Here is a 23,775-nt window from a genome sequence, read left to right as displayed (position 1 = left end):
CGCTTTTTGCTATGGCGTGACGATGTCGAAGCCATGCGGCAGCGGATCGAGCGCGTCGATCAGGGCCTGGAGGCCCGCCCGGTCGCCCTCGATCGTGACCCCCTCCATCGGGCTGACGCTTTCGACCGGCATCTTGACGAAGAACAGCGCGAGGAGCGCCCGGCGGGGGCCGCGGATCGTCACGCCGGGCTGCGGCGGCAGGGTCCCGACCCGGCCGATCATCGCCTGCGGGCCGACCTCGATCATCGCCTGTTCCTTGCGGTCGGTAAGCTCGATCCCGACGATCAGGCGGCGCCCGCCGTGGCGTTCGGGGGCGAAGCGCGTGGCCGCGGAATCGAGCAGTTCCTGCGTCGCCAGCGCGGCGATCATGTCGTTGCTCTGCGCGGCGCTCATCGGGGCGCGGCCCTTGCGCAGGTCGCTCGCGGCGGCGAGGAACTGGTTGCGCCAGATCGCGCTTTCGGACCTGTAGCCCTGCTGTTCGTAGCTGTTCGCCAGCATCGCCTTGGCCTCGGCATTCTCCGGCGCCGCGAAGACGAGGTTCTGGAGCAGGTCCGAGGCCCAGCGGTAATCGCCCGCAGCCATGGCGTTCTGCGCCAGCGCGAGCGTACGTTCCGCCCCGCCGAGCGCCTCGACCAGACGCCGCGCACGCTCCACCGGCGGGTGCTGGTGGAGGTTCGCCGGCACGGCATCGTACCAGCCGAGATAGAACTGGTAGATCGCCTTGGCGTTGTGGCTGATCGTGCCATAGTAGCCGCGCGTCGACCATTCTTGGCCATTGCCCGGCGGGGGCGAGGATTCCAGCGCCTCTGCGATCTCGTGCATGGTCTCGCCGCGGTTCATCCGGCGCACGGTCTGGTCGTGGAGCCAGCGGTAGTTGTCGCGCTGCGCGGCGAGCCAGGCGGTGCTTTCCGCCTTGCCGAAGATCGGCCAGCAATGGCTCGAGATCACCGTGTCGCTCTGCGGCGCATAACGGGTCACGGCCTCGTCGAGGTAATGCGCCCAGGCCCGCGCGTCGCGCACCTTGGCCCCGCGCGGGGTGAGGATGTTGTGGAGCGTGCAGGTCGCCGTCTCGGCGGCGAGGAAGGTCTTCTCCGGCGCGATCATCACGTTGAATTCGGCCGGGGCCTCGGTGCCCGAGACGATCTGGAACTCGAGCGCGATGCCGTCCACCACCCGCGTCTCGCCGGTCTTCGCCACCGTGTCGGTCGGCGCGATCAGCGAGAGCGTGCCCGAGGACAGGCCCATGCCGATGCCGCTGCCCATCTGCCCGGTCGCGCCGGGGGCAAGCCCGGTGCCGAACTGGAACGCCGCGCGGCGCATCATCGCGCCCCCGGCCATGACGTTCTCGGAGGTGGCTTCCTCCATGAAGCCCTCGGGCGCGATCACCGGCACCTTGCGCGCGGCGGCATCGGCGGGATCGATCACGCCCTTCGCGCCGCCGAAATGGTCGCCGTGGCTGTGCGAATAGATGAGGCCGGTGACAGGCCGCTTGCCGAGGGTCTGGTCGACCAGCTCCATCGCCGCCGCCGCCGCCTCGACGCTGGTGAGCGGGTCGATGATGATCCAGCCGGTCGCGCCGCGGATGATCGTCATGTTCGAGACGTCGAAGCCGCGCACCTGCCAGACATTCTCGGTGACCTTGAACAGGCCGTGGTGCCTGAGATGGGTCATGTGCCGCCACAGGCTGGGGTTGACCGTGTCGGGGGCGGGACCGGTGACGAAGGCGTAGGCGTCGAGGTTCCAGACCACCTTGCCGTTGGGAGCGAGGATCACCGGGTCCTTGCGCGTCGCAAGAAAGCCGCGCCGGGCGAAATCGGCATCGCGCGTGCCTTCGGGCGGAAGCTGCGCGGCGGCGGCCTGCTGGGCCGCGCGGGTCTGCGCGCTGGCGGTGCCGGCAGCGTCCTGCGCCGCCACGCCGTGGAAGGCGCCGAGTCCGAGCCCCAGCGCCAGTGCGGCGCGCATCGCGGTGAGTGTCATTATCCTTTTCCCCCTCTTCTCCCGCCGCCGTGATGCCTGCGGCGGGGCGCGGTTTCAAGCCGTCGGGACTGCGGTTCCGCACAATCTTCATTCATTCAAAATCTGGAACGTTTGCGAAGAAAGATTGAATTTTTCCGATTGGGCCTGCGCCGCTAACAACCGCCCACCTCTCCGCTTCACCCCAGCCAAGGGACCCTGCGCATGGACCAGACGAGCCCGCTTCCGCACCGGCTTCCGCTCGAGCACGGCGCTCCCGCACAGCGCGCGAGGGGCGTGGGTCTGGCACTGGTGAACACGCGCTTCCGCCTCGCGCAGCCCGCCGAACCGGCGCCGGCGGCGTGGCAGGAGGGGCTCGACGCGCTGATCGCCTGGCTCGGCATCGATGCCGAGTTCGTGCCCGCCGCGCGCCCGCGCCGCCTCCCGCGCCTCGCAGATTGGGCGATGGCCCCGGCCGCGGGTGTGCCCGTTTTCGCGCCGTGGATCGGCTGGAGCCCGGTCGCCTTCCAGCACGGCGGCATCGCCGCGCTGCCCGCAGCATCCTTCGTCGCCAGCTACGGCCTCGATCACGCCCGCGGCGCTGGCCCGGGGCAGGACGGATCCGATGTGCTGTTGATGAGTCCGCACCCCTCCGCCTGCGCTGTCGAGGAGGCAGGCGCCGTGCCCGTGCCGCGCGCCGGGGTGATGAAGGCCATGATCCGCACCGCGCGCGACGAAGGGCGCGGCAAGCTCGCGATCATCCTCCACGCCCGCCAGCGCAACGCCGTCGCCGCGCAGCTGCTCGCCGCGGGCAAGGGGCTGACGCGCGAGGGCCTCGCGCTCGACATCCTCACCATCGAGGAGGCGCTTCCCCTGCTGGTCGCGCCGCGCGCACCGTGGGACGCGATCATCGCTATGCCCGACCTGCGCGGGACGGTTTTCACCCTGCTCTCCGCGACGAGCGGGCTGCGCGGACCCTGGCCCATGCTGTGGTTCGCCAGCGATGCGAGCGGCGGACGCGCCCTGAGGCTCGTGACCGCCGAGGCGCCGGGCGAGGGGGCGAGCCGCCTGCCGCTCGATGCGCCGGTGCTGGTGCAGGCGCTGGCGCTGGCGCTCCACGCCGGCGGCGCGGGCCGCGCGGCGCGGCGGCTGCACGAGGGCTGGGCGCGGCTGCGCGACAGCGGGGTGACCACCCCCGGGCGCGGCGGCGGTGATGCGCCCTATGCCAGCGAAGTCGCCGACAGCGCCTTCATCGGCATGATCTGCCGCGATGCGGCGGTCAGCAAGCGGGCCCAGCCGGAGTGGCGCGCGCTCGAAAATGCAAAAATGTCAATTTCCCGGACACCAATCCCGCACTTGCGCGTTGTGTCTTAAAACCTCGCTAATCCCCTCCAACTGAAAGGTTCGCCCCATGCCCAGCCGCAAGATTGTTGCCAACGAGCTCGCTCACGTGCTGCGGCAGATTTCCCACCCGGACCGCATCCGACTGCTGCTGAAATTGCAATCGGGCGACCAGACGGTGAACGAGCTGGGGGACATTCTCGAGATATCGCCGACCCGCGTCTCGCAGCACCTCGGCGTGCTGCGCGCGATCGCGCTGGTCGAGACCGAGACCCACGGGCAGAAGCGTGTCTATCGCCTCGCCCAGCCCGATCTGGCGCTGTGGCTGATCGAGGGGATCGACTTCGTCGCCCACCGCTTCAGCCGCGCCAGCAGCTCGGATATCGAGCAGGCGAAGAAGCTGTGGCAGGCCGAGGCCGCCGAAACCGTGATGTGACCTTGCGCCGCCCCCCCGCGTCAGGCGGCGGGGCGGACCATTAGCGCCGGGATTGCGGTCTTGCTAGGATCTTCCGAGCGCCGCCCGTAGCGTTCGACCAGCTCGCTCCATTCCACCACCAGCGTCCCGCCGGTCGACTGGTGCAGCTTCTCCCACGAGGAGAGCATCTCGAGACAGGCGTGGTCGATGTAGTCGAGCTTCTCGACATGGATGTGCACCTCCGACCCGAAGGGCGAGCTTTCGAGCGCCTGGCCGAGCTGCGGGATCGAGAAGAAGGTGGCAGAGCCGGTCATCCACAGGTCGACCCGGTTGGCCTCGGTGTCATGCTCGCGCCGGATTTCGAGGTGCGAGAAGGTGTAGACCAGCTTGGCGGTCGCCAGCGCGAAGCCGAGGATCACGCCGGTGAGCAGGTCGATCGCCACCACCCCGATCAGCGTCGCGAAGTAGATCACCAGCTCCTGCCGGCCGAACTCGGCGATCTTCCTGATCTGCGCGACGTTCACCAGCTTGTAGCCGGTATAGACCAGGATCGCGGCGAGCACCGAGGTCGGGATCTCGTTGAGCACGAAGGGGAAGGCCGCCACCGCCAGCAGCAGCCAGGCGCCGTGGAGGATCGCCGACAGGCGCGTGGTCGCGCCGGCATCGACATTGGCCGAGGAGCGCACGATCACCCCGGTCATCGGCAGCGCGCCGAGCCCGCCGCAGATCATGTTGCCGATCCCCTGCGCGCGCAGTTCCTTGTCGTAATCTGTCCGCGCGCCGATGTGCATCTTGTCCACCGCGGTCGCGCACAGCAGCGTCTCGGCGCTGGCGACGAAGGCAAAGACGAGGCCAAGGGTCAGGATGTCGGGATCGGCGAAGCCGGCGAGCGCCTCGGTGGTGGGGATGTTCAGCCCGCTGGTCAGCGTGGCGGGCAGTTCGACCAGCGTGATCGGCAGGGCAAAGGCGATGGCGAAGGCCGTGCCGACGATCACGCCGAGCAGCGGCCCGGGGATCAGCGCCAGCGCCTTGGGCTTGAACTGGTTCCAAAGCACGATCGTGGCGATGGTCACGATCCCCGCCATCGCCGCGAGGTGGTGCACGGAACTGTCGGTCGGGATCGCCTTGACGATCGCCTCGGGGATGGCGGCGATGTTGAGCAGGCCGCTCGCGCGCGGGGCGTCGTCGAGCATGACGTGGAGCTGCGAGGCGAAGATCAGCACGCCGATCCCCGCCAGCATCCCGTGGATCACCGAAGGCGAGATCGCCCGGAACCACTGGCCGAGCTTGAGCGCCCCGGCGAGCAGTTGCAGCGCGCCGGCAATGAGGCCGACGACGCCGAGCATGATCAGCCCGTGTTCCTGCACCAGCTGGAAGACCAGCACCGCCATACCCGCCGCAGGGCCGCTCACCTGCAGCGGCGAGCCCGCCAGCGTGCCCACCACCAGCCCGCCGACGATCCCCGTGATCAGCCCCAGCGCGGGCGGCGCGCCCGAGGCGATGGCGATGCCCATGCACAGCGGCAGGGCGACCAGGAACACCACGATCGAGGCGAGGAAATCGCGGCCGATCACGGCGGAGGTCAGGCGGTCGGCTGTGGCTGCGGGCATGGCGAGGGGAACTCCTGCGGGAAGGGGACGGACGGGAGAAGCTCAGCAGGCGTGCTTGTGCAGCACCGCCCCGGCGAGGTCGGCGGCGTAGCGATCCTCGACCGGGACCCAGGTGCCGGTGTTGTCGTCGAAGGCGGAAACCTCGCCGGTCTTGATGTCATAGACCCAGCCGTGGAGCGTCACCGCCTTCTGCGCGAGCGCGACCGCGACCGTGGGGTGGGTCTTGAGGTGCTGCAATTGCAGGATGACGTTCTGTTCGAGCAGCATCCGCATCTTGGCATCGGGATCGAGCCCCGCGCCGATCGCCTCGACGATGTCGACCGCGCCCTGCGCATAGCCCAGCCATTCGCGCACGTGGGGCAGGCTGGTGAGGGCGGCGCGGTTCATCGCGCCCTTCATCGCCCCGCATTCGGTGTGCCCGCAGACCACGATGTTGGGCACCTTCAAGGCGCCGATCGCGAATTCGATCGAGGCGGTCATGCCGCCGGTCTGGTTGGTGTGCGGGGGCACGATGTTGCCCGCGTTGCGGCAGATGAACAGCTCACCCGGATCGGTCTGGGTGAGCATCGCGGTCTCGATCCGGCTGTCGGAGCAGGTGATGAACAGCGCCTCGGGGCTCTGGCCGGTGGCGAGCTTTTCGAACAGCTCCTGCTTCTCCGGGAAGACCTCGCGCTGGAACTTGACGACGCCCTGGGCGAAACTCGGCATGATAACGGTCCTTTCAGTCAGACGAATGGGGATCGGGCACGCCCCACAGGGCGCGCGCGGTGTCGATGTGGCTGGCGTCCTCGAGCCGTTGGCGGATGTCGACGAAGGGCAGGGCGTCGATGATCCAGTCGGCGAGGTGGGCCGGCACGAGGCGGTAGAAATGGCTGCGCCCGTCGCGTCGTTCCTCGACGAGGCGCTGGGCGCGCAGCAGGGCGAGGTGCTGGGAAACCCGGGTGGCGGGCAGATCGAGCGCCGCCGCAAGGCCGCTCACGTCCTTCTCGCCGCCGCGCAGTTCCTCGATCAGTCGCAGGCGGTCGGCATGGGCGAGCAGGCGGAACAGATCGGCGAGTTCCCGCGACACGATCAGCCGACTCGGCATGGCTCCCTCCCTTCACCTGCGAAGATGTGCAGATTTGCATGTGAGAAGGTATGTGACTTTGTAACTTACGTCAACCGGAGAAGACACGGGGCAAAAAGCCGCGCCGCTGGTGAATCCGGCGGGTGACAGGCGGCGTATTGTGTGGTGTCAGGGCGCAAGCAGAACCCCACACAGGACAGGGACAAGAGAGAGATGAATTTCGAGCTCAGCCACGAACACCAGATGCTCAAGGAGCTGGTCGGAAAGTTCGTGCGCGACCAGCTGATGCCTTACGAACAGGCGGTGATCGCCCGCGAGAACATCGGGCAGGGCACCTACCTCACGCCTGAGGAAACCGCGAAGGTCGATGCCGCCAGCCGTGAACTCGGCCTGTGGGGCCTCGATGCGCCCGAGGAGGTGGGGGGCATGAACCTCCCCATGGTGGCGATGGTCGGTGTGTCCGAGGAACTGGGCAAGACCGTGGTGCCCTACTACCTCCCCCCCGACAGCCCGAACTTGAGGATGCTGATGGTCGCGGCGGATGAACGCCAGCGCGCCGCCTATCTCGAACCCTATGTCCGGGGCGAGACGATCAGCGCCATCGGCATCTCCGAGCCCGGCGCGGGCGCGGACCCGGCGGGGATGCGCACCACCGCCGTGCAGGACGGCGACGACTGGATCATCAACGGCCGCAAGATCTGGATCACCAAGGGCGCCGAGGCCGATTTCACCATCCTCATGGCGGTGACCGACAAGAACCCCAACGGCAGGAACGGCATGTCGGCCTTCCTCGTCGACAAGGGCACGCCGGGCTTCAACGTCACCCGCAAGATCCCGATGATCGACGGCACCGCGACCTACGAGATCGCTCTCGAGGACTGCCGGGTGCCGGGCTGGAAGCTGCTCGGCAAGCGCGGGCAGGGCTTCGCCCCGATGCAGGTGCGGCTCGGCACGCGGCGGATCGAGATGGCCTCGTGGTCGATCGGCATGGCGCAGCGCGCGATGGAGATGATGATCGACTATGCGCCCCAGCGCACGACCTTCGGCAAGCCGCTCTCGGCGCGCCAGACGGTGCAGAACTGGATCAGCGACGCCGCCACCAAGATCCACGCGATGCGGCTGATGACTTACGACTGCGCCTGGAAGATCGACGAGGGCCGCGACGTGCGCAGCGAGATCTCGATGATCAAGAGCTTCTGCACCGAGAGCGCCTACGAGATCGTCGATCACGCGATGCAGCTCTACGGCGGCATGGGCATGACCCGCGAGCTGCCGCTCTACCTCATGTCGAACAAGCTGCGCACCATGCGCATCTACGACGGCCCGAGCGAGATCCACAACTGGGTGGTCGCCCGCGCCCTGCTGGGGACGAGCGAGTAGCCCCCTTTCCGCTCACCACGGCGCCAAAGGAAACGGGCGGGAGAACCGAGGTTCTCCCGCCCGCTCTTTTTTCTGCCCTGAGGCCGGATCAGAAGCGGCCCGTCACCCCGAGGAAGAAGCTCCGTCCCATGCCCGAGACCGGGTAGGCCGAGCTCGAGAGGTAGGGGATCTCGTCGGTCAGGTTGTTGATGCCGCCGTAGAAGGTGACTTCGTCGGTCGCATCGAGCGAGAAGGCGAGGTTGTGGATCCAGTAGTCGGGCGCGAAGCCGGCCGGACCGAACTCGAAGTCGATGCGCTCGATCTGGATCACCGAGGCGACCGCAGTCGATTCGATGTACTGCACGCCGTAGTTGAGCGTGAAGTCGCCGCGATTCCAGGTGACGTTCCCGAAGCCGGAGAATTCCGGCGCGCCGAGTTCCCTCAGGCCCGGGTTGGGCACGTCGGGACGGCGCGGATCGAAGAAGCGGTTGAGCCGCTCGGTCCAGTTGCCGTTGACCGACAGGTTGAAGTTGTTCTCCCCGAGGCTGAAGGCGTAGTTGATCTGGGCATCGACGCCGCGCGTGTCGAGCGCCGCGAAGTTGATCTGCGACTGGCGCAGGAAGTTGAAGCCCAGGAAGGTCGGCGAGGTCGCGGTGCGGTTGCGGGTGAACAGCGTGCAGAAGTTGTTCGGGAAGGTCGGCAGGTCATAGCAGTTGTTGACGATGTCCTGCGCCGAGACCGCCGCGATCGCGTCCTCGATCTTGATCGAGTAGTAGTCCGCCGAGAGCGTCAGGCCGGGGATGAAGCGCGGCTGCACCACCGCCCCTGCCGTCCACGTCGTGGCGGTTTCTTCCTGAAGGTTGGGGTTGCCGCCCGACACGCCGGCGAAGCGCGCGGTCAGCGGATCCTCGTAGCCTGCCGGAATGCCGTCGGCGCGGCAGTTGTTGAGCCGGTTCTGCGCCGCCGGATCGTTGTTGGCGATCAGCGAGTTGATCGCCGACTGGCTGCACGGGTCGGCCGGGCGGAAGAACGCCGTCAGTTCCGGGCTGAACAGCTCGGAGATGTTCGGCGCGCGGATCGCCACGGAGTAGGTGCCGCGCAGGCGGATGTCCTCGATCGGCGCCCAGGTGCCGTTGACGTTCCAGGTGAAGGCCCCGCCGATCGTCGAGTAATCGGCATAGCGGCCCGCCGCCCCCACGGAGAGATCGTGGAAGAAGGGCGTGTCGCTGAGGATCGGCAGCAGGACTTCACCGAAGACCTCGACCACGTCGAACTCGCCGCCCGCGTTCTGGTTGCGGGTCGCATCGAAGATCAGCGACTGGTTGGGCGAGATCGAGCCGATGAAGGTCCCGGCCGGGCCGGCGGGCGAGCCGGCAGGCAGCAGGCCGAGCACCAGCGGGTCGAGCTCGGTCTGCGATTCCTCCTTGCGGTATTCCGCGCCGAGCGAGAACGACACCGCGCCGCCCGGCAGGTTGAAGAAACCGCCCGTGTCGCCGTTGAGCAGGCCGGTGAAGACCAGCTGCTCGAGCCGGGCCCGGCTGGTGGTCGGCGTGGTGATCCACGCCGCCGCTTCCGGGCTGACCGAATTCGCGCCGCGGAACAGGTTGGCCGGAACGCAGCCGCTGTTGGGGCCGGGGGTGAAGGTGAAGAAGCCGGGCGCGATCACCGGGAACGCTTCCGAACCGGGGTGCAGCGCCGTCGGGTTGACGTTCGAACGGCAGGTCGGCTGGCCGGTGCGCGGATCGGTGATCACGTCGATCGCCGCGAACAGTCGGTCGTAGCGCACCGAGTTGCCGGTGGTCGTGCGGTTGTCGGTGCGGCCGTAGTTGCCGACCAGTTCGTACTTGAGGTGCGGGGTGATCTCACCGTCGAGCCCGCCGACGATCCGGTAGGTCTCGCGCACGGACTTGGTGATATTCGGTCCGAGATCGGTGAAGTCGCGGCTCACCAGAAGCCCGCCCGCCGCATTCGCGTCGGCGCGCAGCACCGCGGGAATGAAGGGGTTCTGCGGCGAGATGAACAGCGTGTCGTAGAAGGTGTTGTAGTCGTTGCGGCTGGTCGCCTCGTTGCGGGCATACTTCGCATCGACCCACACGCGCGCCGCGTTCGAGAACTCGAAGCTCGACCGCAGGTTGCCGTAGATGCGCTCCGAACCCGGGATGAGCGAGGCATTGTTGGTGCGCTCGACCGCGCCGTCGCCGCCGAACTGGTTGGCGGTGCCCGCGATCAGGCCGTCCCGGAACACCTGCACATTGCCGTTGGAATCGGTGATGTAGCAGCCGCCCCCGCCGAACACGACGCGGCCGATATAGCTCTCGTTACAGTCGGGTGTGCCGTTGTTGTTGATGTCGAGCCCGGGGAAGCGCGCGAAGTCCGCGCGGTAGATCAGGCCCTGGTTCGACGAGATCGCGAAGCGCGGATCGGCGCCGATCACGAACAGGGGCGCAGCCGCGGCACGATCGACCAGCGCCTGTTCCGCCGCGGTGATGCCGCCGGGGAAGAGCGTGGCGATTTCGGCCGGGGTCGGGATGATCCCGCCATAGGGGAAGCGCCCGCTCGCCGGGGCCGAGCCGCCGATGCGGAAGCGGTTGGCGAAGTTCGGCATGGTCGCCGGGTTGATGTCGCCCTGCTGGAAGCGCCGCAGCGGGTTCTGGTAGGTGGCCGAGTTGTTGCCGCGGCCGTTGTTGGCGGTGAACTCGCGCTCGCCGAGCAGGATCTCGTTGTCCTTGGTGTAGCCGGCCGCGAAGGTCACGTTGCCGCGTCCCTCGGCGAAGTTCTTGCCGTAGACGCCCTCGATCCGGGCGGTGCGCCCGTCACCCTTCGACGAGACGCCCATCTGGGCATCGATGGTCAGGCCCTCGAAGTCGCGCTTGAGGACGTAGTTGACCACGCCCGTCACCGCGTCCGCACCATAGACCGCCGAGGCGCCGCCGGTGAGCACTTCGACGCGCTCGATCAGGGCATTGGGGATGGTCGCCACGTCGACCGTTTGCGAGCCCGCCACGCCCGAGACGTGACGCCAGCCGTCGACCAGCACCAGCGTGCGATTGGCGCCGAGCTGACGCAGGTTGAGGGTCGCCTGGCCGATGCCGCCCGCACCGCGCTCGATCGAGTCCGCGACCGTGCCGGAGGAAAGCAGCGCCGGGATCTGGCGCAGCGCCGCGGTCGCATCGGTCGAGCCGAAGTTGCGCAGCGCCTCGGAATCGAGGGTGCTGATCGGGAGCGGCGCGGTGGCGTTGGGATCGCGCGCGATGCGCGAGCCGGTCACGATGATCTGCTGCTGCGGTTCTTCGGCAGCGGCATCTTCCTCGGCAACGCTGTCCTGCGCGCTGGCGGAGGCCGGAACGAGCCCTGCGACCAGCAGGGCGGCGGCCAGCGCGGGAAGCGAAGCCGACTGAAGGGAAATCTTGGAATGACGCATGATATATCCTCGCGTAGGTCTGTGTTGGACACGGGCTCACGCCTTCGGAAAGGGACGTTCGCGCCATGTCGTCAACGCCGGGCACCGGGCCGGTAGAGGCAGGCGCCCCCCGTCATCCGCAGTCCCTGACGATTCCTCCTGCACAAGGTGAGCGGCCGTGTTTTGCACGTACCGCGCAGCCCCGTTTCGCGGGCGCGCCAGTGCACCGGGAGCGCCCACAGGTGGCATAATACCCCATTGCCAACCTGTGATAAGCTTTGATCATGCAGGTTTAAGGCTCTTGTGGCTTTTGTTCAGGGAGTGTCACCCCGCGGCAACATTGCTGCGCCTCGGCCCCCTTGGGCGCAATCCCTTCCAGACAGGGCAGGGCGCGATTTTGGCGGTTCGCATGGCGCTTCCCGGTCTGCTAGCACCCCGCCCATGAGCGAATGGATCGATTGCGCGCGCGCCGCCCTGCCGGCGGCGCGGACCTATGGCGAAGCGGTGCGGGCGGCGGTGGAGCGGGCGGTCGCCCCGGGTGGCACGCCCGATCCGGCCCGGCTGACCCGAGAGCAGCACCGCGTCCACGGCTTCGCCTGGATCGCGGCGACCCTCGCGGCGCTCGAGGCGACGCTCGACTGGGCGGTGCGGGCCGAGGGCGCGGGGCGGCTGGGCGCGGTCGAGGAACTCACCCTGCGCATCGGTTTCGGCGAGGGCCTCGCGCAGATTGCAGCGGGCCTGCCGATGAGCGCGCACGAGGTGGTGCGTCCCGCGGCTTTCGGCACCGAAGCCGAAGCGCGCGCGCTCGCTGCCGATCCGGCGGCCGCGCGCCTGATCGCCGAGGGCAGCACCCCCGAAAGCCGCGCCGATCTCGCCGCGTTGCTGGCCGAGGGTGCGCGGCCCTGCGAGGCGCTCGGTGACGAGGCGCTCGACCTGATCCGCGACCAGATCCGCGCCTTCACCGTCGAGGAAATCGCGCCCTATGCCCATGCCTGGCACCTCGCCGATGCGCTTATCCCTGACGCGGTGATCGCGCGGATGGCCGGGTTGGGGGTGTTCGGCATCTGCATTCCCGAGGCCTATGGCGGGCTCGGCCTCGGCAAGCTGGCGATGGCGGTCGTCTCTGAGGAATTGTCGCGCGGGTGGATCTGCGCGGGCAGCCTCGGCACCCGTTCGGAAATCGCCGGCGAGCTGATTGCCGCCAACGGGACCGACGAACAGAAGGCGCGCTGGCTCCCCGCCATCGCCGACGGATCGTGCCTGCCGACCGCCGTCTTCACCGAGCCCGACACCGGCAGCGATCTGGCCGCGGTGCGTACCCGGGGTGAGCGGCAGGCGGACGGCAGCTGGCGTGTCACCGGGGCCAAGACCTGGATCACCCACGCCGCCCGCGCCGACCTGATGACGATGCTGGTGCGCACCGATCCGGCGGCGCCCGGCTATGCCGGCCTCTCGATGCTGCTCGCCGCCAAGACGCGCGGCAGCGATGCGGATGCCTTCCCCGATCCGGGCATCGAGGGGAGCGAGATCCCGGTCCTCGGCTACCGGGGGATGAAGGAATATGCGCTGGGGCTCGACGGTTTCGCGGTCGCGGCGGACGGCCTTCTGGGTGGGCGCGAGGGGCAGGGCTTCAAGCAGCTGATGCGCACCTTCGAGGGCGCCCGCATCCAGACCGCCGCCCGCGCGGTGGGCGTGGCGTGGAACGCCTTCGACCTCGCGCTGGATTACGCACAGGGTCGCAGGCAGTTCGGCGAGGCACTGACCCACTTCCCGCGCGTCGCCGACAAGCTCGCGCTGATGGCGGTCGAGACGGTGATGGCGCGCGAGCTCACCTATGCCGCCGCCCGCGCCAAGGACTTGGGGGACCGCTGCGACATCGAGGCGGGGATGGCCAAGCTGCTCGGCGCGCGCGCGGCGTGGAACGCGGCCGACAATGCGGTGCAGATCCACGGCGGCAACGGCTATGCGCTCGAATACCCGATCAGCCGGGTGCTGTGCGATGCGCGGATCCTCAACATCTTCGAGGGCGCGGCGGAAATCCAGGCGCAGGTGATCGGGCGCGGGCTGCTCGCTGGGCAGGGGCGGGCAGGGCAGGCGGCCTAGATCATCCGCCGCACCGCCATCACCTGCGGCTGCGCGGGCGGGGTATCGGCCAGCACCGCGCTCCTGAGGTCGACATGGCGCGGCCGCCCGGCGCGCAGCTTGATGATCCGGTCGACCCGCGCGATCAGCGCCTGCGGCTCGAACGGCTTGGAGAGGAAGTCCTGCGCCCCGGCATAGATCGCCTGCAGGTGGTCCTGCTCGCCGGTCATCGCGGTGAACATGATCACCGGCAGATCGTAGAAGCGCGGCGACTGGCGCAAGCGGCGCAGCAGGGTGAGCCCGGATTCGCCGGGCATCGACTGGTCGAGCAGCAGGATGTCGGGCCGCCGGCGCTGGATGCAGGTCCAGGCCGCCGCGGCATCCGTTACCCAGCCGCAGGCATGGCCGGCATCGATCAGCACCTCGCTCGCCAGTTCGGCGATCAGCTCGTCGTCGTCGGCAATCAGGATACGGCTCATGGGGGGACCTTGGATTGAGTCGATGTTGGGAAATGCCGGATTAACCTTGTCACCCTTCAGCCCGGCTTGGCCGACGCCTGCGCAATCTTCCTTAGGGCGCGCCCATGGCGAGGTCGTGCCGCAGTCGTTGCGCTAACGTCGCGTGGTCTTGCCCCTGTCTTGGGGCCTTGTAAGGGTCGGCGGATGGACAGCGATTCTCTCGGCGGGACCTCCCTCGGCGCCCGCATCGGCCCTTTCTACGTCACGCATGGCATTCATAACCTTCGGGATTATGGTGGCTATGCGGTGCCGGGCGGCGGGCGGGTGCGGACGGGGGTGCTGCTGCGCTCGGGCCAGCACATGGAGGCGTCGGACGAGGACCTCGATCTCATCCATGCGCTCGACATCCGCACCGTGATCGACCTGCGCGGCACCAGCGAGCGCGAGGGTTTTCCGTGCAGACGCCATGCGAGCTTCGCTGCGCAAGTGATTGCCCATGATGGCGAAACCACCAACTCTCCGCCGCACGAGGGCGGCGGCGGGCGGGTGGTGATGACCCCCGCGAAGGCGCGCGAGCGGATGCTGGCGGTCTATACGCGGATGCCGGTCAACCCCGCGATGATCGACATCTTCAGCCGCTATTTCAAGGCTTTGGACGAGAACGACGGGGCAAGCCTCGTGCACTGCTTCGCCGGCAAGGACCGCACCGGCATCGCCGCGAGCCTCCTGCTCCACGTGCTCGGCGTGCATCACGATGATATCGTGGCGGAATTCCTGCTCACCAACGAAGCGCCGACCCGCGCCATCCTCGAGCGGCAGTCGCTTCCCCGGATGCAGGCCCACTACGGCGCGATCGAGCCCGAGGCACTGCACAACCTGATGGGGGTTCTGCCCGAATATATCGACACTTACATTGCGAAGGTGACAGAGGATCACGGTTCGCTCGACGGCTATCTGGCGACAATTCTGGGTGTGGACGACGCAAGAAAAGAGCGCCTGCGCGCCAAGCTGGTGGCGTGACAATCGCCCGCCCAGACCCCATATCCCCGCCCTGAGATTCGCGCGCAAAGGCACCGCAGACATGGCCACCCACACCACCAAGATGCTCATCATCGGCTCCGGCCCCGCCGGCTATTCCGCCGCGATCTACGCCGCGCGCGCGATGCTGGAACCCATCGTCGTTCAAGGACTTCAGCCCGGCGGCCAGCTCACCATCACCACCGATGTCGAGAACTACCCGGGCTTCCGCGACGTGGTGCAGGGCCCGTGGCTGATGGAGGAAATGCGCGCCCAGGCCGAGCATGTCGGCACGCGCATGATCTGGGACACGATCGTCAGCGTCAACCTCGAACACGGCTCCCCGTTCCGCGCGATCGGCGACAGCGGGGACGAATACATCGCCGATTGCGTGGTGATCTGCACCGGAGCGCAGGCCAAGTGGCTCGGCGTGCCCGGCGAGCAGGCCCTTGGCGGTAAAGGCGTTTCGGCCTGCGCGACCTGCGACGGCTTCTTCTACCGCGGCAAGCGCGTCGCGGTGATCGGCGGGGGCAACACCGCGGTCGAGGAGGCGCTCTACCTCACCAACCACTCCGACAACGTCACCCTGATCCACCGCCGCGACAGCTTGCGCGCCGAGAAGATCCTGCAGGAGCGGCTCTTCGCCAACCCGAAGATCACCGTGCTGTGGAACAAGGCGGTGGACAGCTTCGAGGCCGGCGAGAACGGCATGCTCCACCACCTCGCGCTGACCGACACGGTGACGGGCGAGGCGAGCACGCTGGAGACCGACGGGGCCTTCGTCGCCATCGGCCATGCGCCGGCGACCTCGCTGTTCGTCGGCAAGCTGCCGATGGACGAGAGCGGCTATCTGCTCACCGAACCCGGCACGCCCAAGACCGCGATCCCGGGCGTCTTCGCCGCGGGCGATGTCACCGACCACGTCTATCGTCAGGCGGTGACGGCGGCGGGGATGGGCTGCATGGCCGCGCTCGACGCCGAACGCTGGCTCGCCTCGCGCGCCCATGCGGTGCAGGAGGCCGAGGCGGCGGAGTGATCCGCCGCCCAACCCTGTCAGCCGTGCAAGTGCAGATCGAACACGGGAATGATCGCGTGGAAAATCAGCACCATCAGCGCCAGACTTGAGAGCGCGAAGAGGGCGAAGCGCAGCGCCACCTTGTTGATCGTCGCCTGCACCACCGAGTGCGCGATCCGCAGGCCCACATAGGCCCAGGCGATGGTGGCGTTCAGCCCGTCGCCGTGGCCGATCACCGCGAGCACGATCGCCACCGCATAGAACAGGGTGGGCGCCTCGTGCAGGTGGTTGTAGTTGTCGGCCTTCCAGCTCACCCGCTCGGGCAGCTGCGCGCGCAGCGATGCGCCGGTGGTGCCGACCAGGCCCTTGGCGTCGATCCCCGCTGCGAGCATCGCCGGGATGCGCGTCGCGTACATCCACAGCCACATCACCATCGTCCAGCCCAGCAGCACCACCACGGGCTTCAGAATGTCCATTCCGATCATGTTCGTCTCCTCAGGCTGGAAGGGCAGAAGGGTCTGCGAAGGCGGTCGCGATCACGGCGCGCACCGCCAGCACCAGCAGCGCCAAAGTGGCGATGAGGAACAGCAGAAAGCGCACCGGCACCTTGTTCACGGTCGCCTGCCAGATCGAATGGAGGATGCGCAGCCCGACATAGGCCCAGGCGAGCGCCACATCCACCGCGCCCGCGCCCATGATCGCGAGGATCACCACGGCGGGATAGAACACTGTCGGCTGTTCCATCAGGTGCGCGTAGTTGTGCGCGGGCCAGTTGACCTTCGGCTCGAGCACCCCTTCGAGGTCCTGACCGCGCCCGCCCGGGCGGTTTCCCATGTCGATCCCGGCCTTCTTCATCGCCGGCAGGCGCACGCCCGCCATCCAGAAACACATGATCAGCGACCACACCACCAGCACGGCGGCGGGCGCGAGAATTTGCGCTTGCATCGAATGATCCCCTTCGAGAGCCTCTCTCTCCTGCGTCCCAGACTGCGAGGGACGCAATGAATTGTCAAATGCAACCTATCATGCGGCGGCGGGCACCTGCGGCACGCTGATCGAGCGTTCGCCGCCGAAATCCTCGCGCACCACGATCAGCCCCTGGCGTTCGAGGTGGTCGAGCAGCCGCCGCACGCGGCTGGGCGAGGCGCTGCCGTAGAGGCGGCCGAGCTCCTCCTCGCCGGGCATGGGGGTGCCGGTGGCGGCGGCGATGAGGATCGCGAGGTAGGGGGCGAGAACATCCTCCTCGACACCCTCGGCGGCGGCGGCAATGGGTCCGCGAAGGCGCTCCTCGAGGCGATCGAGGCCGCTGATCGCGAAGGCGAACATCCGGCGGAAGCGGGGCAGGTCGATATGGGCGGAAGCCACGCCCTGCTGGCGGCAGCGGATCGCGAAGTCGCGGAAGCAGGCCGCCGCCGGGCGGAAGGCGGCCCCTTCGGCCAGCGCGATGTCGCGCACGATTGCCTCCACGTCCGCGCCTGCCTCGGTGGGTGGCGACGGCGGAGGGGCAGAGGCAGGAGCGGGAGCAGGTGCGGGGCGCTCTGCGGGCGGCTCGGCGGCAGGCTTCACCTCCGGCAAGGCGCGGGGGGCGGTCAGCCGCTCCTCCAGATCGGCGCGCGGGGGCGGGGCGGGGGGCGTGCGGCGCGCGGGCTGAGGCTGCGCGGCGGCTTCGGTCAGGCGGTCGGTCAGCAGGGCCTCCATCGCCCCTTCGGCGGCCTCGGGAAGCGGGATCAACCCCTGTCCGCCGCCCCGGCCTGCGGTGCGCACGCTACCGACGTCGACCGCCACCGGACGCCGGCTGATCGCCGGGCCGAGGCCGAGGAACTGCCCCCGGCGAAGATCGCGGATGCGCTCCGCCTGGCGCCGGTCCATGCCGAGGAGGTCCGCGGCGCGGGCCATGTCGATGTCGAGGAATGTGCGTCCCATCAGGAAGTTGCTGGCCTCGGCCGCGACGTTCTTGGCGAGCTTTGCGAGGCGCTGGGTGGCGACGATCCCGGCAAGGCCGCGCTTTCTGCCCCGGCACATGAGGTTGGTCATCGCCGCGAGCGTCAGACGGCGCACCTCGTCGTTCATCTCGCCCGCGGCGGCGGGGGCGAACATCTGCGCCTCGTCGACCACCACCAGCGCCGGATACCAGTGCTCGCGCGGGGCATCGAACAGGGCTGTCAGAAACAGCGCGGCACAACGGATCTGGGCCTCGACCTCGAGCTCGTCGAGCGCGAGCACCACCGAGGCGCGGTGCTGGCGCACGCGCAGGGCGAGCGCCTCGATCTCGCGCGGGGAATAGGCGCCCGCGTCGATCACGACATGCCCGAATTCGTCCGCCAGCGTGACGAAATCGCCCTCGGGGTCGATCACGATCTGCTGGACCTGCCCGGCACATTCCTCCAGCAGGCGGCGCAGCAGGTGCGACTTGCCCGACCCGGAATTGCCCTGCACCAGCAGACGGGTGGCAAGCAGCTCCGCCAGATCGATTCCGATCGTCTGCCCGTCTGGCCCGCGCCCGATGTCGATCCGTTCCGTCACAGGGGCGGGATAGGGGCGCAGCGGCCCCCGCGCCAAGGCGGGCGGGGGAGTTTTCCAGCGTTTCCCGTCTCAGCCCGCCGCACGCTCCGGCCCGAGCAGCAGGGCGGCGACATCGCCGCGCGTGCGCCAGCTCTCCACGAGCAGATAGGCCGAGAGGAACAGCATCCCCCCGAACACCGCGACCAGCCCCAGTGCGAGGCCTGCGGGCCGGAAGCGGTGGCGCCATGCGACCCACAGGCCGGAGAGCAGCAGGAAGCACAGGAAGTCGAAATTGAACTGCCCCGGCCACGCCATGCGCGCCATGTCGCCGAAGAATACCGGCAGGAGATCGAACCCGTGGCGGGATACGGTGATGGCGGTGTAGCCGCTGATGGCGCAGAAGCAGGCGAGGAGGAACAGGCGGAACAGGGTCATGGCGCGGTCCTTCGCAAGGGGTGTAGATGGCTATGTAGTGTCTGCTACATCTATCGCCATGCGCGCGCCTGGCAAGCCGTCCCGCCGCAGACCCCCGACCTGCGCCGGTGGTATGTTCGTCGATTAAGTCCGGCGCTTCGTCGTGTGTGCCGCCCATCGGCGCATGGCGCGTTGCTAGTGCTCGGGAATCGGGGCGATGCCGCGCTGCTGTTTTCTGCCGGACCTGCCGCAGGCGTGTGCGCCTGACGGTTTGACCGGGGGCACATCGCTCGGCACAATCATGTCCCATCACAGCCATCGCCGGGCAAGCTTCGGATTTCCCGGAGGAAACGATCGGCCGGTCAGGGGAGTTTTCACGTGGACAGACGGGATTTTCTCGCGCTCAGCACCTTCTTCACGGGGGTTGCGCTGACGCCTTCCATCTTCGGCAAGGCGATCGCGGCCGAACAGCTCAAGGACGGGATCGACGCCGCGGTGAAGAAGCGCCTCGCCGATGCCGCGCTCTCCGCCGCGACGGGGGCGGGCGCGAGCTACTGCGACGTGCGCGTCGGGCGCTACCTGCGCCAGTTCGTCATCACCCGTGAGCGCAATGTCGAGAACATCGTCAACACCGAGAGCACCGGCACCGGCGTGCGCGTGATCGCCGACGGGGCTTGGGGCTTTGCCGCAACCAACGTGATGACCGAGGACGCGGTGGCCGCCGCCGCGCGTCAGGCGACCGCGATCGCCAAGGCCAATGCCCGCATCCAGACCAGCGCGGTGCAGCTCGCCCCCACCCCGGGCGTGGGCGAGGTGAGCTGGCGCACCCCGATCAAGAAGAACGCGATGGACGTGCCGATCGCCGACAAGGTCGCGCTGCTGATGGATGTCAACGACGCCGCGCTCTCTGCGGGCGCGAGCTTCGTCAACTCGCTGCTGTTCCTCGTCAACGAGCAGAAGTATTTCGCCTCGACCGACGGGTCCTACATCGACCAGGACGTGCACCGCATCTGGGCGCCGATCACCGTCACCGCGGTCGACAAGACCACCGGCAAGTTCCGCTCGCGCGAGGGCCTCTCGGCGCCGATGGGGCTGGGCTGGGAGTACATGGACGGGCGTCAGGAGGACAAGTTCATCCTGCCCAACGGGCTCACCACCTACGGCAATTCCTACGACATGAAGGAAGACGCCATCGCCGCCGCGCAGAACGCGCAGGAAAAGCTCAAGGCGCCCTCGGTCAAGCCGGGCAAGTACGACCTCGTGCTCGATCCCAACCATCTGGGCCTGACCATCCACGAGAGCGTCGGCCACCCGCTCGAGCTCGACCGCGTGCTCGGCTACGAGGCGAACTACGCCGGCACCAGCTTCGCCACGCTCGACAAGCGCGATGCCGCCTTCAAGTACGGCAGCGAGATCGTGAACCTCTTCGCCGACAAGACGCAGCCCGGCAGCCTCGGCGCGGTCGGCTACGACGATGAAGGCGTGAAGTGCAAGCGCTGGGACCTCGTCAAGGACGGCACCCTGGTCGACTACCAGACCATCCGCGATCAGGCGCACATCGTCGGCAAGACCGAAAGCGACGGCTGCTGCTATGCCGACAGCTGGTCCAGCGTGCAGTTCCAGCGCATGGCGAACGTCAGCCTCGCGCCGGGCAAGACCAAGCTTTCGCCCGCCGACATGATCGCCGGGGTCGACAACGGCATCTACATCTCGGGCCGCGGCTCCTTCTCGATCGACCAGCAGCGCTACAACGCCCAGTTCGGCGGGACCGTGTTCTACGAGATCAAGAACGGCAAGCTCGGGCCGATGATCGAGGACGTCGCCTACCAGATGCGCACCCCCGAATTCTGGGGCGCCTGCTCGGCGATCTGCGACGAGAGCGACTACCGCCTGTTCGGATCCTTCTTCGACGGCAAGGGCCAGCCGAGCCAGGTCTCGGCCGTGAGCCACGGTTCCTCGACCACCCGCTTCGACGGCGTGAACGTCATCAACACCGCCCGGTCGCTCGGCTAAGCGCGCGCAGGAGACACAGATCATGAGCATCCTTTCGGAAAGCGAAGCCAAGGCCATTCTCGACAAGGTGATCGGCTTCTCGACCGCCGACCACACCGTCGCGACGCTCGGCGGCGGCATCCAGGGCAACGTCCGCTTCGCCCGCAACGACATCTCCACCTCGGGCATCGTCGACGACGTGCAGCTCGGCGTCGAGGTCGCCTTCGGCAAGCGCGTGGGCACGGCCTCGATCAACCAGTTCGACGACGCCTCGCTCGAACGCGTGGTGCGCCGCGCCGAGGACCTTGCGAAGCTCGCGCCGGAGAACCCGGAATACATGCCGCCGGTCGCCAAGCAGACCTACCGGCCGACCGAGACCTTCAGCGAGGCGACCGCGGCGCTCACCGCCGAGGCGCGCGCGAAGATCGCCGAGGCCTCGATCCTGCCGTGCCGCGAACGCGGGCTGATCGCGGCGGGCTTCCTCGAGGACGGGCACACCTTCTTCGCCCACGCCAATTCCAACGGCAATTTCGGCTACCAGAAGTCGACCGTCGCCGACTACACCTGCACGGTGCGCACCGAGGACGGGCGCGGGTCGGGCTGGGTGGCGAGCAACGTCAAGGACATCGCCAGCTTCGATGCCGCCGCCGACGTGCAGATCGCGATGCGCAAGGCGGCCGCCTCGGTCGATGCGCGCGCTCTGGAGCCGGGCAAGTACACCGTCATCCTCGAGCCCGCGGCGGTCTCGGGCCTCGTCAGCTTCATGCTGAACTTCTTCAGCGCCCGCTCGGCCGACGAAGGGCGCAGCTTCCTCAGCAAGCAGGGCGGCGGGAACAAGATCGGCGAGCAGATCATGGACCCCCGGGTCAACATGTACACCGATCCCTGGCACCCGGTCGTGCCGGTGCTGCCGTGGGACGGCGACGGCCTGCCGCGCGAACGCGTCAAGATCATCGATCAGGGCAAGCTCGCGAACCTCGAATACTCGCGCTACTGGGCCGCCAAGCAGGGCAAGCCCGAAACCGCGGGCTGGGGCAACACGATCATGGAAGGCGGCACCAAGTCGACCGCCGACCTGATCGCCGGCACCGAACGCGGCATTCTCGTGACCCGCACCTGGTACATCCGCATGGTCGACCCGCAGACCGTGCTGCTCACCGGCCTCACCCGTGACGGCACCTTCTACATCGAGAACGGGCAGCTGAAGTATCCGATCAAGAACTTCCGCTTCAACGAAAGCCCGGTGATCATGCTCAACAACATCGAGGAAATGGGCCGCTCGGTGCGCGTCGAGGGCGGCAACCTGATGGTCCCGCCGCTCAAGGTGCGGGACTTCACCTTCACCTCGCTGTCGGACGCGGTCTGAGGCCGCAGCATGAAGGCAGGGCGCGCGTGAACCGGACGGCAATCACCCGCGCCCGCTTTCTGCGCCTGGCGGCAGGTGCGCTGACCGCTGCGGCGGCGGGGGCGCTGCCTGCTTCCGCCCAGCGCCGTCCCGGCGGTGCGGCGGCGGGCGGCTACGACTTCTGGTTCACCCGGCTCAAGTACAATTCGGGCGATTGGAACGTCGACCAGCGCATGCCGGCGAACCTCATCACCTCGCTGATCGACTACACCACCTTGCGCGTCGATCCTGAGGAGCATGTCGTGGCGCTCGAAGATCCGCGGATGCTCTCGGCGCCCTTCTGCTATCTCTCCGGGCACAAGGCGGTCGAGTTCTCCGAGGCCGAGCGCCGCAATTTCGAACGCTACGTCAGGAACGGCGGCTTCGTCTTCGTCGATGATTGCAACCACGACATCGACGGGCTGTTCGCCAAGTCCTTCGAGGCGCAGATGGCGGGGATCTTCGGGGCCGAGGCGATGAAGAAGCTGCCAAACACCCACCCGCTCTATTCGAGCTTCTTCAAGTTCGACGGCCCGCCCGCGACCTCATTCGAATTGAACGGCTGGGGCGACGACCTCATTCACGACTACCTCAAGGGGATCACCATCAACGGCCGTCTGGGCGTGCTCTACAGCAACAAGGACTACGGCTGCGAGTGGGACTACGACTGGCGCAACAAGCGCTTTCTCGCCGAGGACAACACCCGTTTCGGGGTGAACATCATCATGTATGCGCTCAGCAATTGAAGGGTTTGACACAGTGGCTCAGCAGGAACCCGTGAACGCGGCGCAGGTCGATCGGCAGATGGCGCGGCTCGGCGACCTCAGGCGCGCGATCGCCACCGCGATCGTCGGGCAGGAGGACGTGGTCGAGCAGCTGCTGATCGGGCTGCTGGCGGGCGGGCATTGCCTGCTCGAAGGCGTGCCGGGGCTCGGCAAGACGCTGCTGGTGCGCACGCTGGGCGAGGCGCTGGCGCTCGATTTCCGGCGGGTGCAGTTCACCCCCGACCTGATGCCGAGCGACATCCTCGGCACCGAGCTGCTCGAGGAGGATCACGGCACCGGCCACCGGAGCTTCCGCTTCCAGAAGGGGCCGGTGTTCACCAACCTGCTGCTGGCGGACGAATTGAACCGCACCCCGCCGAAAACGCAGGCGGCGCTGCTCGAGGCGATGCAGGAAAAGACCGTCAGCTATGGCGGGCAGACCTACCAGCTGCCGCGGCCGTTCTTCGTGCTGGCGACCCAGAACCCGCTCGAACAGGCCGGCACCTATCCGCTGCCCGAAGCCCAGCTCGACCGCTTCCTGCTGCTGGTGCGGGTCGGCTATCCGACCGCCGCGGAGGAGCGCGACATCCTCGCCCGCACCACCGGCAGCGCGGGGGATGCCGTGCCTTGCGTGATGCAGGGCGATGAGGTGCTGGCGCTCCAGGCGATGGTGCGCGAGGTCTATCTGAGCGAGGACCTGCTCGGCTGGATCACGACGCTGGTGCGCGCGACCCGCCCGGGCGATCCGGCCGCGCCTGCCGATGTCGCGAGCTATGTGCGCTGGGGTGCCGGGCCGCGTGCCGGGCAGGCGCTAGTGCTCTGTGCCAAGGCCCGCGCGCTGCTCCACGGGCGCCTTGCCGCCACGCGCGAGGACATCGCGATGCTGGCCGCCCCGGTGCTGCGCCACCGCCTGCTGCTCTCCTTCGCCGCCGAGGCCGAGGGGCGGAGCGCCGACGACGTGGTCGCCGCGCTGCTGGCGCACCTGCCGCCGCCCGCTGCCTGA

20 protein-coding genes are annotated in these 23,775 nt (G+C 68.2%); 10 read left to right on the top strand and 10 right to left on the bottom strand.

What is annotated here, in order from left to right; genetic code table 11:
* Positions 1-9: 9 nt before the first annotated feature.
* Positions 10-1,977 carry an alkyl/aryl-sulfatase gene (locus CBR61_RS12975; protein ID WP_088914738.1) on the bottom strand — a complete coding sequence of 656 codons (1,968 nt, stop codon included), beginning with the start codon at positions 1,975-1,977 and terminating at the stop codon, positions 10-12.
* A 201-nt stretch (positions 1,978-2,178) separates the two neighbouring features.
* On the opposite strand from CBR61_RS12975, the gene CBR61_RS12970 reads away from it, so the two are divergent.
* The gene (locus CBR61_RS12970; protein WP_088914737.1) at positions 2,179-3,327 is read left to right on the top strand and encodes a hypothetical protein; all 1,149 of its coding nucleotides are present in this window, start codon (positions 2,179-2,181) and stop codon (positions 3,325-3,327) included.
* A gap of 37 nt (positions 3,328-3,364) precedes the next feature.
* Positions 3,365-3,730 carry an ArsR/SmtB family transcription factor gene (locus CBR61_RS12965; protein WP_172835965.1) on the top strand — a complete coding sequence of 122 codons (366 nt, stop codon included), beginning with the start codon at positions 3,365-3,367 and terminating at the stop codon, positions 3,728-3,730.
* 20 nt (positions 3,731-3,750) lie between these two features.
* On the opposite strand, the gene CBR61_RS12960 is transcribed toward CBR61_RS12965, so the two are convergent.
* Genes CBR61_RS12960 through CBR61_RS12950 form a run of 3 tightly spaced genes read right to left on the bottom strand, consistent with a single transcriptional unit; the run spans position 3,751 to position 6,406 of the window.
* Complete coding sequence (locus CBR61_RS12960) at positions 3,751-5,319, bottom strand: SulP family inorganic anion transporter (RefSeq protein WP_088914736.1); 1,569 nt, start codon at positions 5,317-5,319, stop codon at positions 3,751-3,753.
* Between the two features lie 42 nt (positions 5,320-5,361).
* Positions 5,362-6,027, bottom strand: coding sequence for a carbonic anhydrase (locus CBR61_RS12955; protein WP_088914735.1), 666 nt, complete (start codon positions 6,025-6,027; stop codon positions 5,362-5,364).
* Positions 6,028-6,040: 13 nt separating this feature from the next.
* On the bottom strand, positions 6,041-6,406 hold the full coding sequence (locus CBR61_RS12950) for an ArsR/SmtB family transcription factor (protein ID WP_088914734.1): 366 nt from the start codon (positions 6,404-6,406) through the stop codon (positions 6,041-6,043).
* A 192-nt stretch (positions 6,407-6,598) separates the two neighbouring features.
* Between CBR61_RS12950 and CBR61_RS12945 the strand changes: the two genes are divergently transcribed.
* Complete coding sequence (locus tag CBR61_RS12945) at positions 6,599-7,765, top strand: acyl-CoA dehydrogenase family protein (RefSeq protein ID WP_088914733.1); 1,167 nt, start codon at positions 6,599-6,601, stop codon at positions 7,763-7,765.
* A gap of 88 nt (positions 7,766-7,853) precedes the next feature.
* Here CBR61_RS12945 and CBR61_RS12940 read toward each other — a convergent pair whose 3' ends face one another.
* The gene (locus CBR61_RS12940) at positions 7,854-11,165 is read right to left on the bottom strand and encodes a TonB-dependent receptor domain-containing protein (RefSeq protein WP_088914732.1); all 3,312 of its coding nucleotides are present in this window, start codon (positions 11,163-11,165) and stop codon (positions 7,854-7,856) included.
* 420 nt (positions 11,166-11,585) lie between these two features.
* Between CBR61_RS12940 and CBR61_RS12935 the strand changes: the two genes are divergently transcribed.
* On the top strand, positions 11,586-13,247 hold the full coding sequence (locus CBR61_RS12935; protein ID WP_088914731.1) for an acyl-CoA dehydrogenase family protein: 1,662 nt from the start codon (positions 11,586-11,588) through the stop codon (positions 13,245-13,247).
* Here CBR61_RS12935 and CBR61_RS12930 read toward each other — a convergent pair.
* Entirely contained in the window at positions 13,244-13,705 is a 462-nt protein-coding gene (locus CBR61_RS12930; RefSeq protein WP_088914730.1) for a response regulator, read from the bottom strand. The two genes, CBR61_RS12935 and CBR61_RS12930, sit on opposite strands and share 4 nt — an antisense overlap.
* A gap of 183 nt (positions 13,706-13,888) precedes the next feature.
* On the opposite strand from CBR61_RS12930, the gene CBR61_RS12925 reads away from it, so the two are divergent.
* Both CBR61_RS12925 and trxB read left to right on the top strand, forming a co-directional pair.
* A complete protein-coding gene (locus CBR61_RS12925) occupies positions 13,889-14,704 on the top strand; it encodes a tyrosine-protein phosphatase (RefSeq protein WP_088914729.1) in 816 nt (271 codons plus the stop codon).
* Positions 14,705-14,765: 61 nt separating this feature from the next.
* Positions 14,766-15,737: a thioredoxin-disulfide reductase gene (gene trxB, locus CBR61_RS12920; RefSeq protein ID WP_088914728.1), complete on the top strand. Its 972-nt coding sequence runs from the start codon at positions 14,766-14,768 to the stop codon at positions 15,735-15,737.
* Positions 15,738-15,754: 17 nt separating this feature from the next.
* Here trxB and CBR61_RS12915 read toward each other — a convergent pair whose 3' ends face one another.
* From CBR61_RS12915 to CBR61_RS12900, 4 genes are all read right to left on the bottom strand, one after another.
* Positions 15,755-16,201: an MAPEG family protein gene (locus tag CBR61_RS12915; RefSeq protein ID WP_172835964.1), complete on the bottom strand. Its 447-nt coding sequence runs from the start codon at positions 16,199-16,201 to the stop codon at positions 15,755-15,757.
* 10 nt (positions 16,202-16,211) lie between these two features.
* Complete coding sequence (locus CBR61_RS12910; protein ID WP_088914726.1) at positions 16,212-16,661, bottom strand: MAPEG family protein; 450 nt, start codon at positions 16,659-16,661, stop codon at positions 16,212-16,214.
* Positions 16,662-16,739: 78 nt separating this feature from the next.
* The gene (locus CBR61_RS12905) at positions 16,740-18,239 is read right to left on the bottom strand and encodes a helicase HerA domain-containing protein (protein ID WP_088914725.1); all 1,500 of its coding nucleotides are present in this window, start codon (positions 18,237-18,239) and stop codon (positions 16,740-16,742) included.
* 69 nt (positions 18,240-18,308) lie between these two features.
* Positions 18,309-18,653, bottom strand: a complete 345-nt coding sequence (locus CBR61_RS12900) for a hypothetical protein (RefSeq protein WP_088914724.1) — start codon at positions 18,651-18,653, stop codon at positions 18,309-18,311.
* Positions 18,654-19,010: 357 nt separating this feature from the next.
* Here CBR61_RS12900 and CBR61_RS12895 point away from each other — a divergent pair, with 357 nt between their 5' ends.
* Genes CBR61_RS12895 through CBR61_RS12880 form a run of 4 tightly spaced genes read left to right on the top strand, consistent with a single transcriptional unit; the run spans position 19,011 to position 23,775 of the window.
* Complete coding sequence (locus CBR61_RS12895) at positions 19,011-20,645, top strand: TldD/PmbA family protein (protein ID WP_088914723.1); 1,635 nt, start codon at positions 19,011-19,013, stop codon at positions 20,643-20,645.
* Positions 20,646-20,667: 22 nt separating this feature from the next.
* Positions 20,668-21,990 carry a TldD/PmbA family protein gene (locus tag CBR61_RS12890; RefSeq protein WP_088914722.1) on the top strand — a complete coding sequence of 441 codons (1,323 nt, stop codon included), beginning with the start codon at positions 20,668-20,670 and terminating at the stop codon, positions 21,988-21,990.
* A gap of 26 nt (positions 21,991-22,016) precedes the next feature.
* A complete protein-coding gene (locus CBR61_RS12885; protein ID WP_233996734.1) occupies positions 22,017-22,754 on the top strand; it encodes a DUF4159 domain-containing protein in 738 nt (245 codons plus the stop codon).
* Between the two features lie 58 nt (positions 22,755-22,812).
* A complete protein-coding gene (locus CBR61_RS12880; protein ID WP_233996961.1) occupies positions 22,813-23,775 on the top strand; it encodes an AAA family ATPase in 963 nt (320 codons plus the stop codon).

The sequence above is a fragment of the Porphyrobacter sp. CACIAM 03H1 genome (genome assembly GCF_002215495.1).
Taxonomy (GTDB): Bacteria; Pseudomonadota; Alphaproteobacteria; order Sphingomonadales; family Sphingomonadaceae; genus Erythrobacter.
The sequence above is the reverse complement of the archived record's forward strand: the minus strand, read 5'-3'. Positions and strand labels throughout refer to the sequence as shown.

Bases quoted from the DNA above. Each gene is read 5' to 3' on its own strand.
- CBR61_RS12975 (WP_088914738.1), bottom strand. From the start codon at position 1,977: ATGACACTCACCGCGATGCGCGCCGCACTGGCGCTGGGGCTCGGACTC.
- CBR61_RS12970 (WP_088914737.1), top strand. From the start codon at position 2,179: ATGGACCAGACGAGCCCGCTTCCGCACCGGCTTCCGCTCGAGCACGGC.
- CBR61_RS12965 (WP_172835965.1), top strand. From the start codon at position 3,365: ATGCCCAGCCGCAAGATTGTTGCCAACGAGCTCGCTCACGTGCTGCGG.
- CBR61_RS12960 (WP_088914736.1), bottom strand. From the start codon at position 5,319: ATGCCCGCAGCCACAGCCGACCGCCTGACCTCCGCCGTGATCGGCCGC.
- CBR61_RS12955 (WP_088914735.1), bottom strand. From the start codon at position 6,027: ATGCCGAGTTTCGCCCAGGGCGTCGTCAAGTTCCAGCGCGAGGTCTTC.
- CBR61_RS12950 (WP_088914734.1), bottom strand. From the start codon at position 6,406: ATGCCGAGTCGGCTGATCGTGTCGCGGGAACTCGCCGATCTGTTCCGC.
- CBR61_RS12945 (WP_088914733.1), top strand. From the start codon at position 6,599: ATGAATTTCGAGCTCAGCCACGAACACCAGATGCTCAAGGAGCTGGTC.
- CBR61_RS12940 (WP_088914732.1), bottom strand. From the start codon at position 11,165: ATGCGTCATTCCAAGATTTCCCTTCAGTCGGCTTCGCTTCCCGCGCTG.
- CBR61_RS12935 (WP_088914731.1), top strand. From the start codon at position 11,586: ATGAGCGAATGGATCGATTGCGCGCGCGCCGCCCTGCCGGCGGCGCGG.
- CBR61_RS12930 (WP_088914730.1), bottom strand. From the start codon at position 13,705: ATGAGCCGTATCCTGATTGCCGACGACGACGAGCTGATCGCCGAACTG.
- CBR61_RS12925 (WP_088914729.1), top strand. From the start codon at position 13,889: ATGGACAGCGATTCTCTCGGCGGGACCTCCCTCGGCGCCCGCATCGGC.
- trxB (WP_088914728.1), top strand. From the start codon at position 14,766: ATGGCCACCCACACCACCAAGATGCTCATCATCGGCTCCGGCCCCGCC.
- CBR61_RS12915 (WP_172835964.1), bottom strand. From the start codon at position 16,201: ATGATCGGAATGGACATTCTGAAGCCCGTGGTGGTGCTGCTGGGCTGG.
- CBR61_RS12910 (WP_088914726.1), bottom strand. From the start codon at position 16,661: ATGCAAGCGCAAATTCTCGCGCCCGCCGCCGTGCTGGTGGTGTGGTCG.
- CBR61_RS12900 (WP_088914724.1), bottom strand. From the start codon at position 18,653: ATGACCCTGTTCCGCCTGTTCCTCCTCGCCTGCTTCTGCGCCATCAGC.
- CBR61_RS12890 (WP_088914722.1), top strand. From the start codon at position 20,668: ATGAGCATCCTTTCGGAAAGCGAAGCCAAGGCCATTCTCGACAAGGTG.
- CBR61_RS12880 (WP_233996961.1), top strand. From the start codon at position 22,813: ATGGCGCGGCTCGGCGACCTCAGGCGCGCGATCGCCACCGCGATCGTC.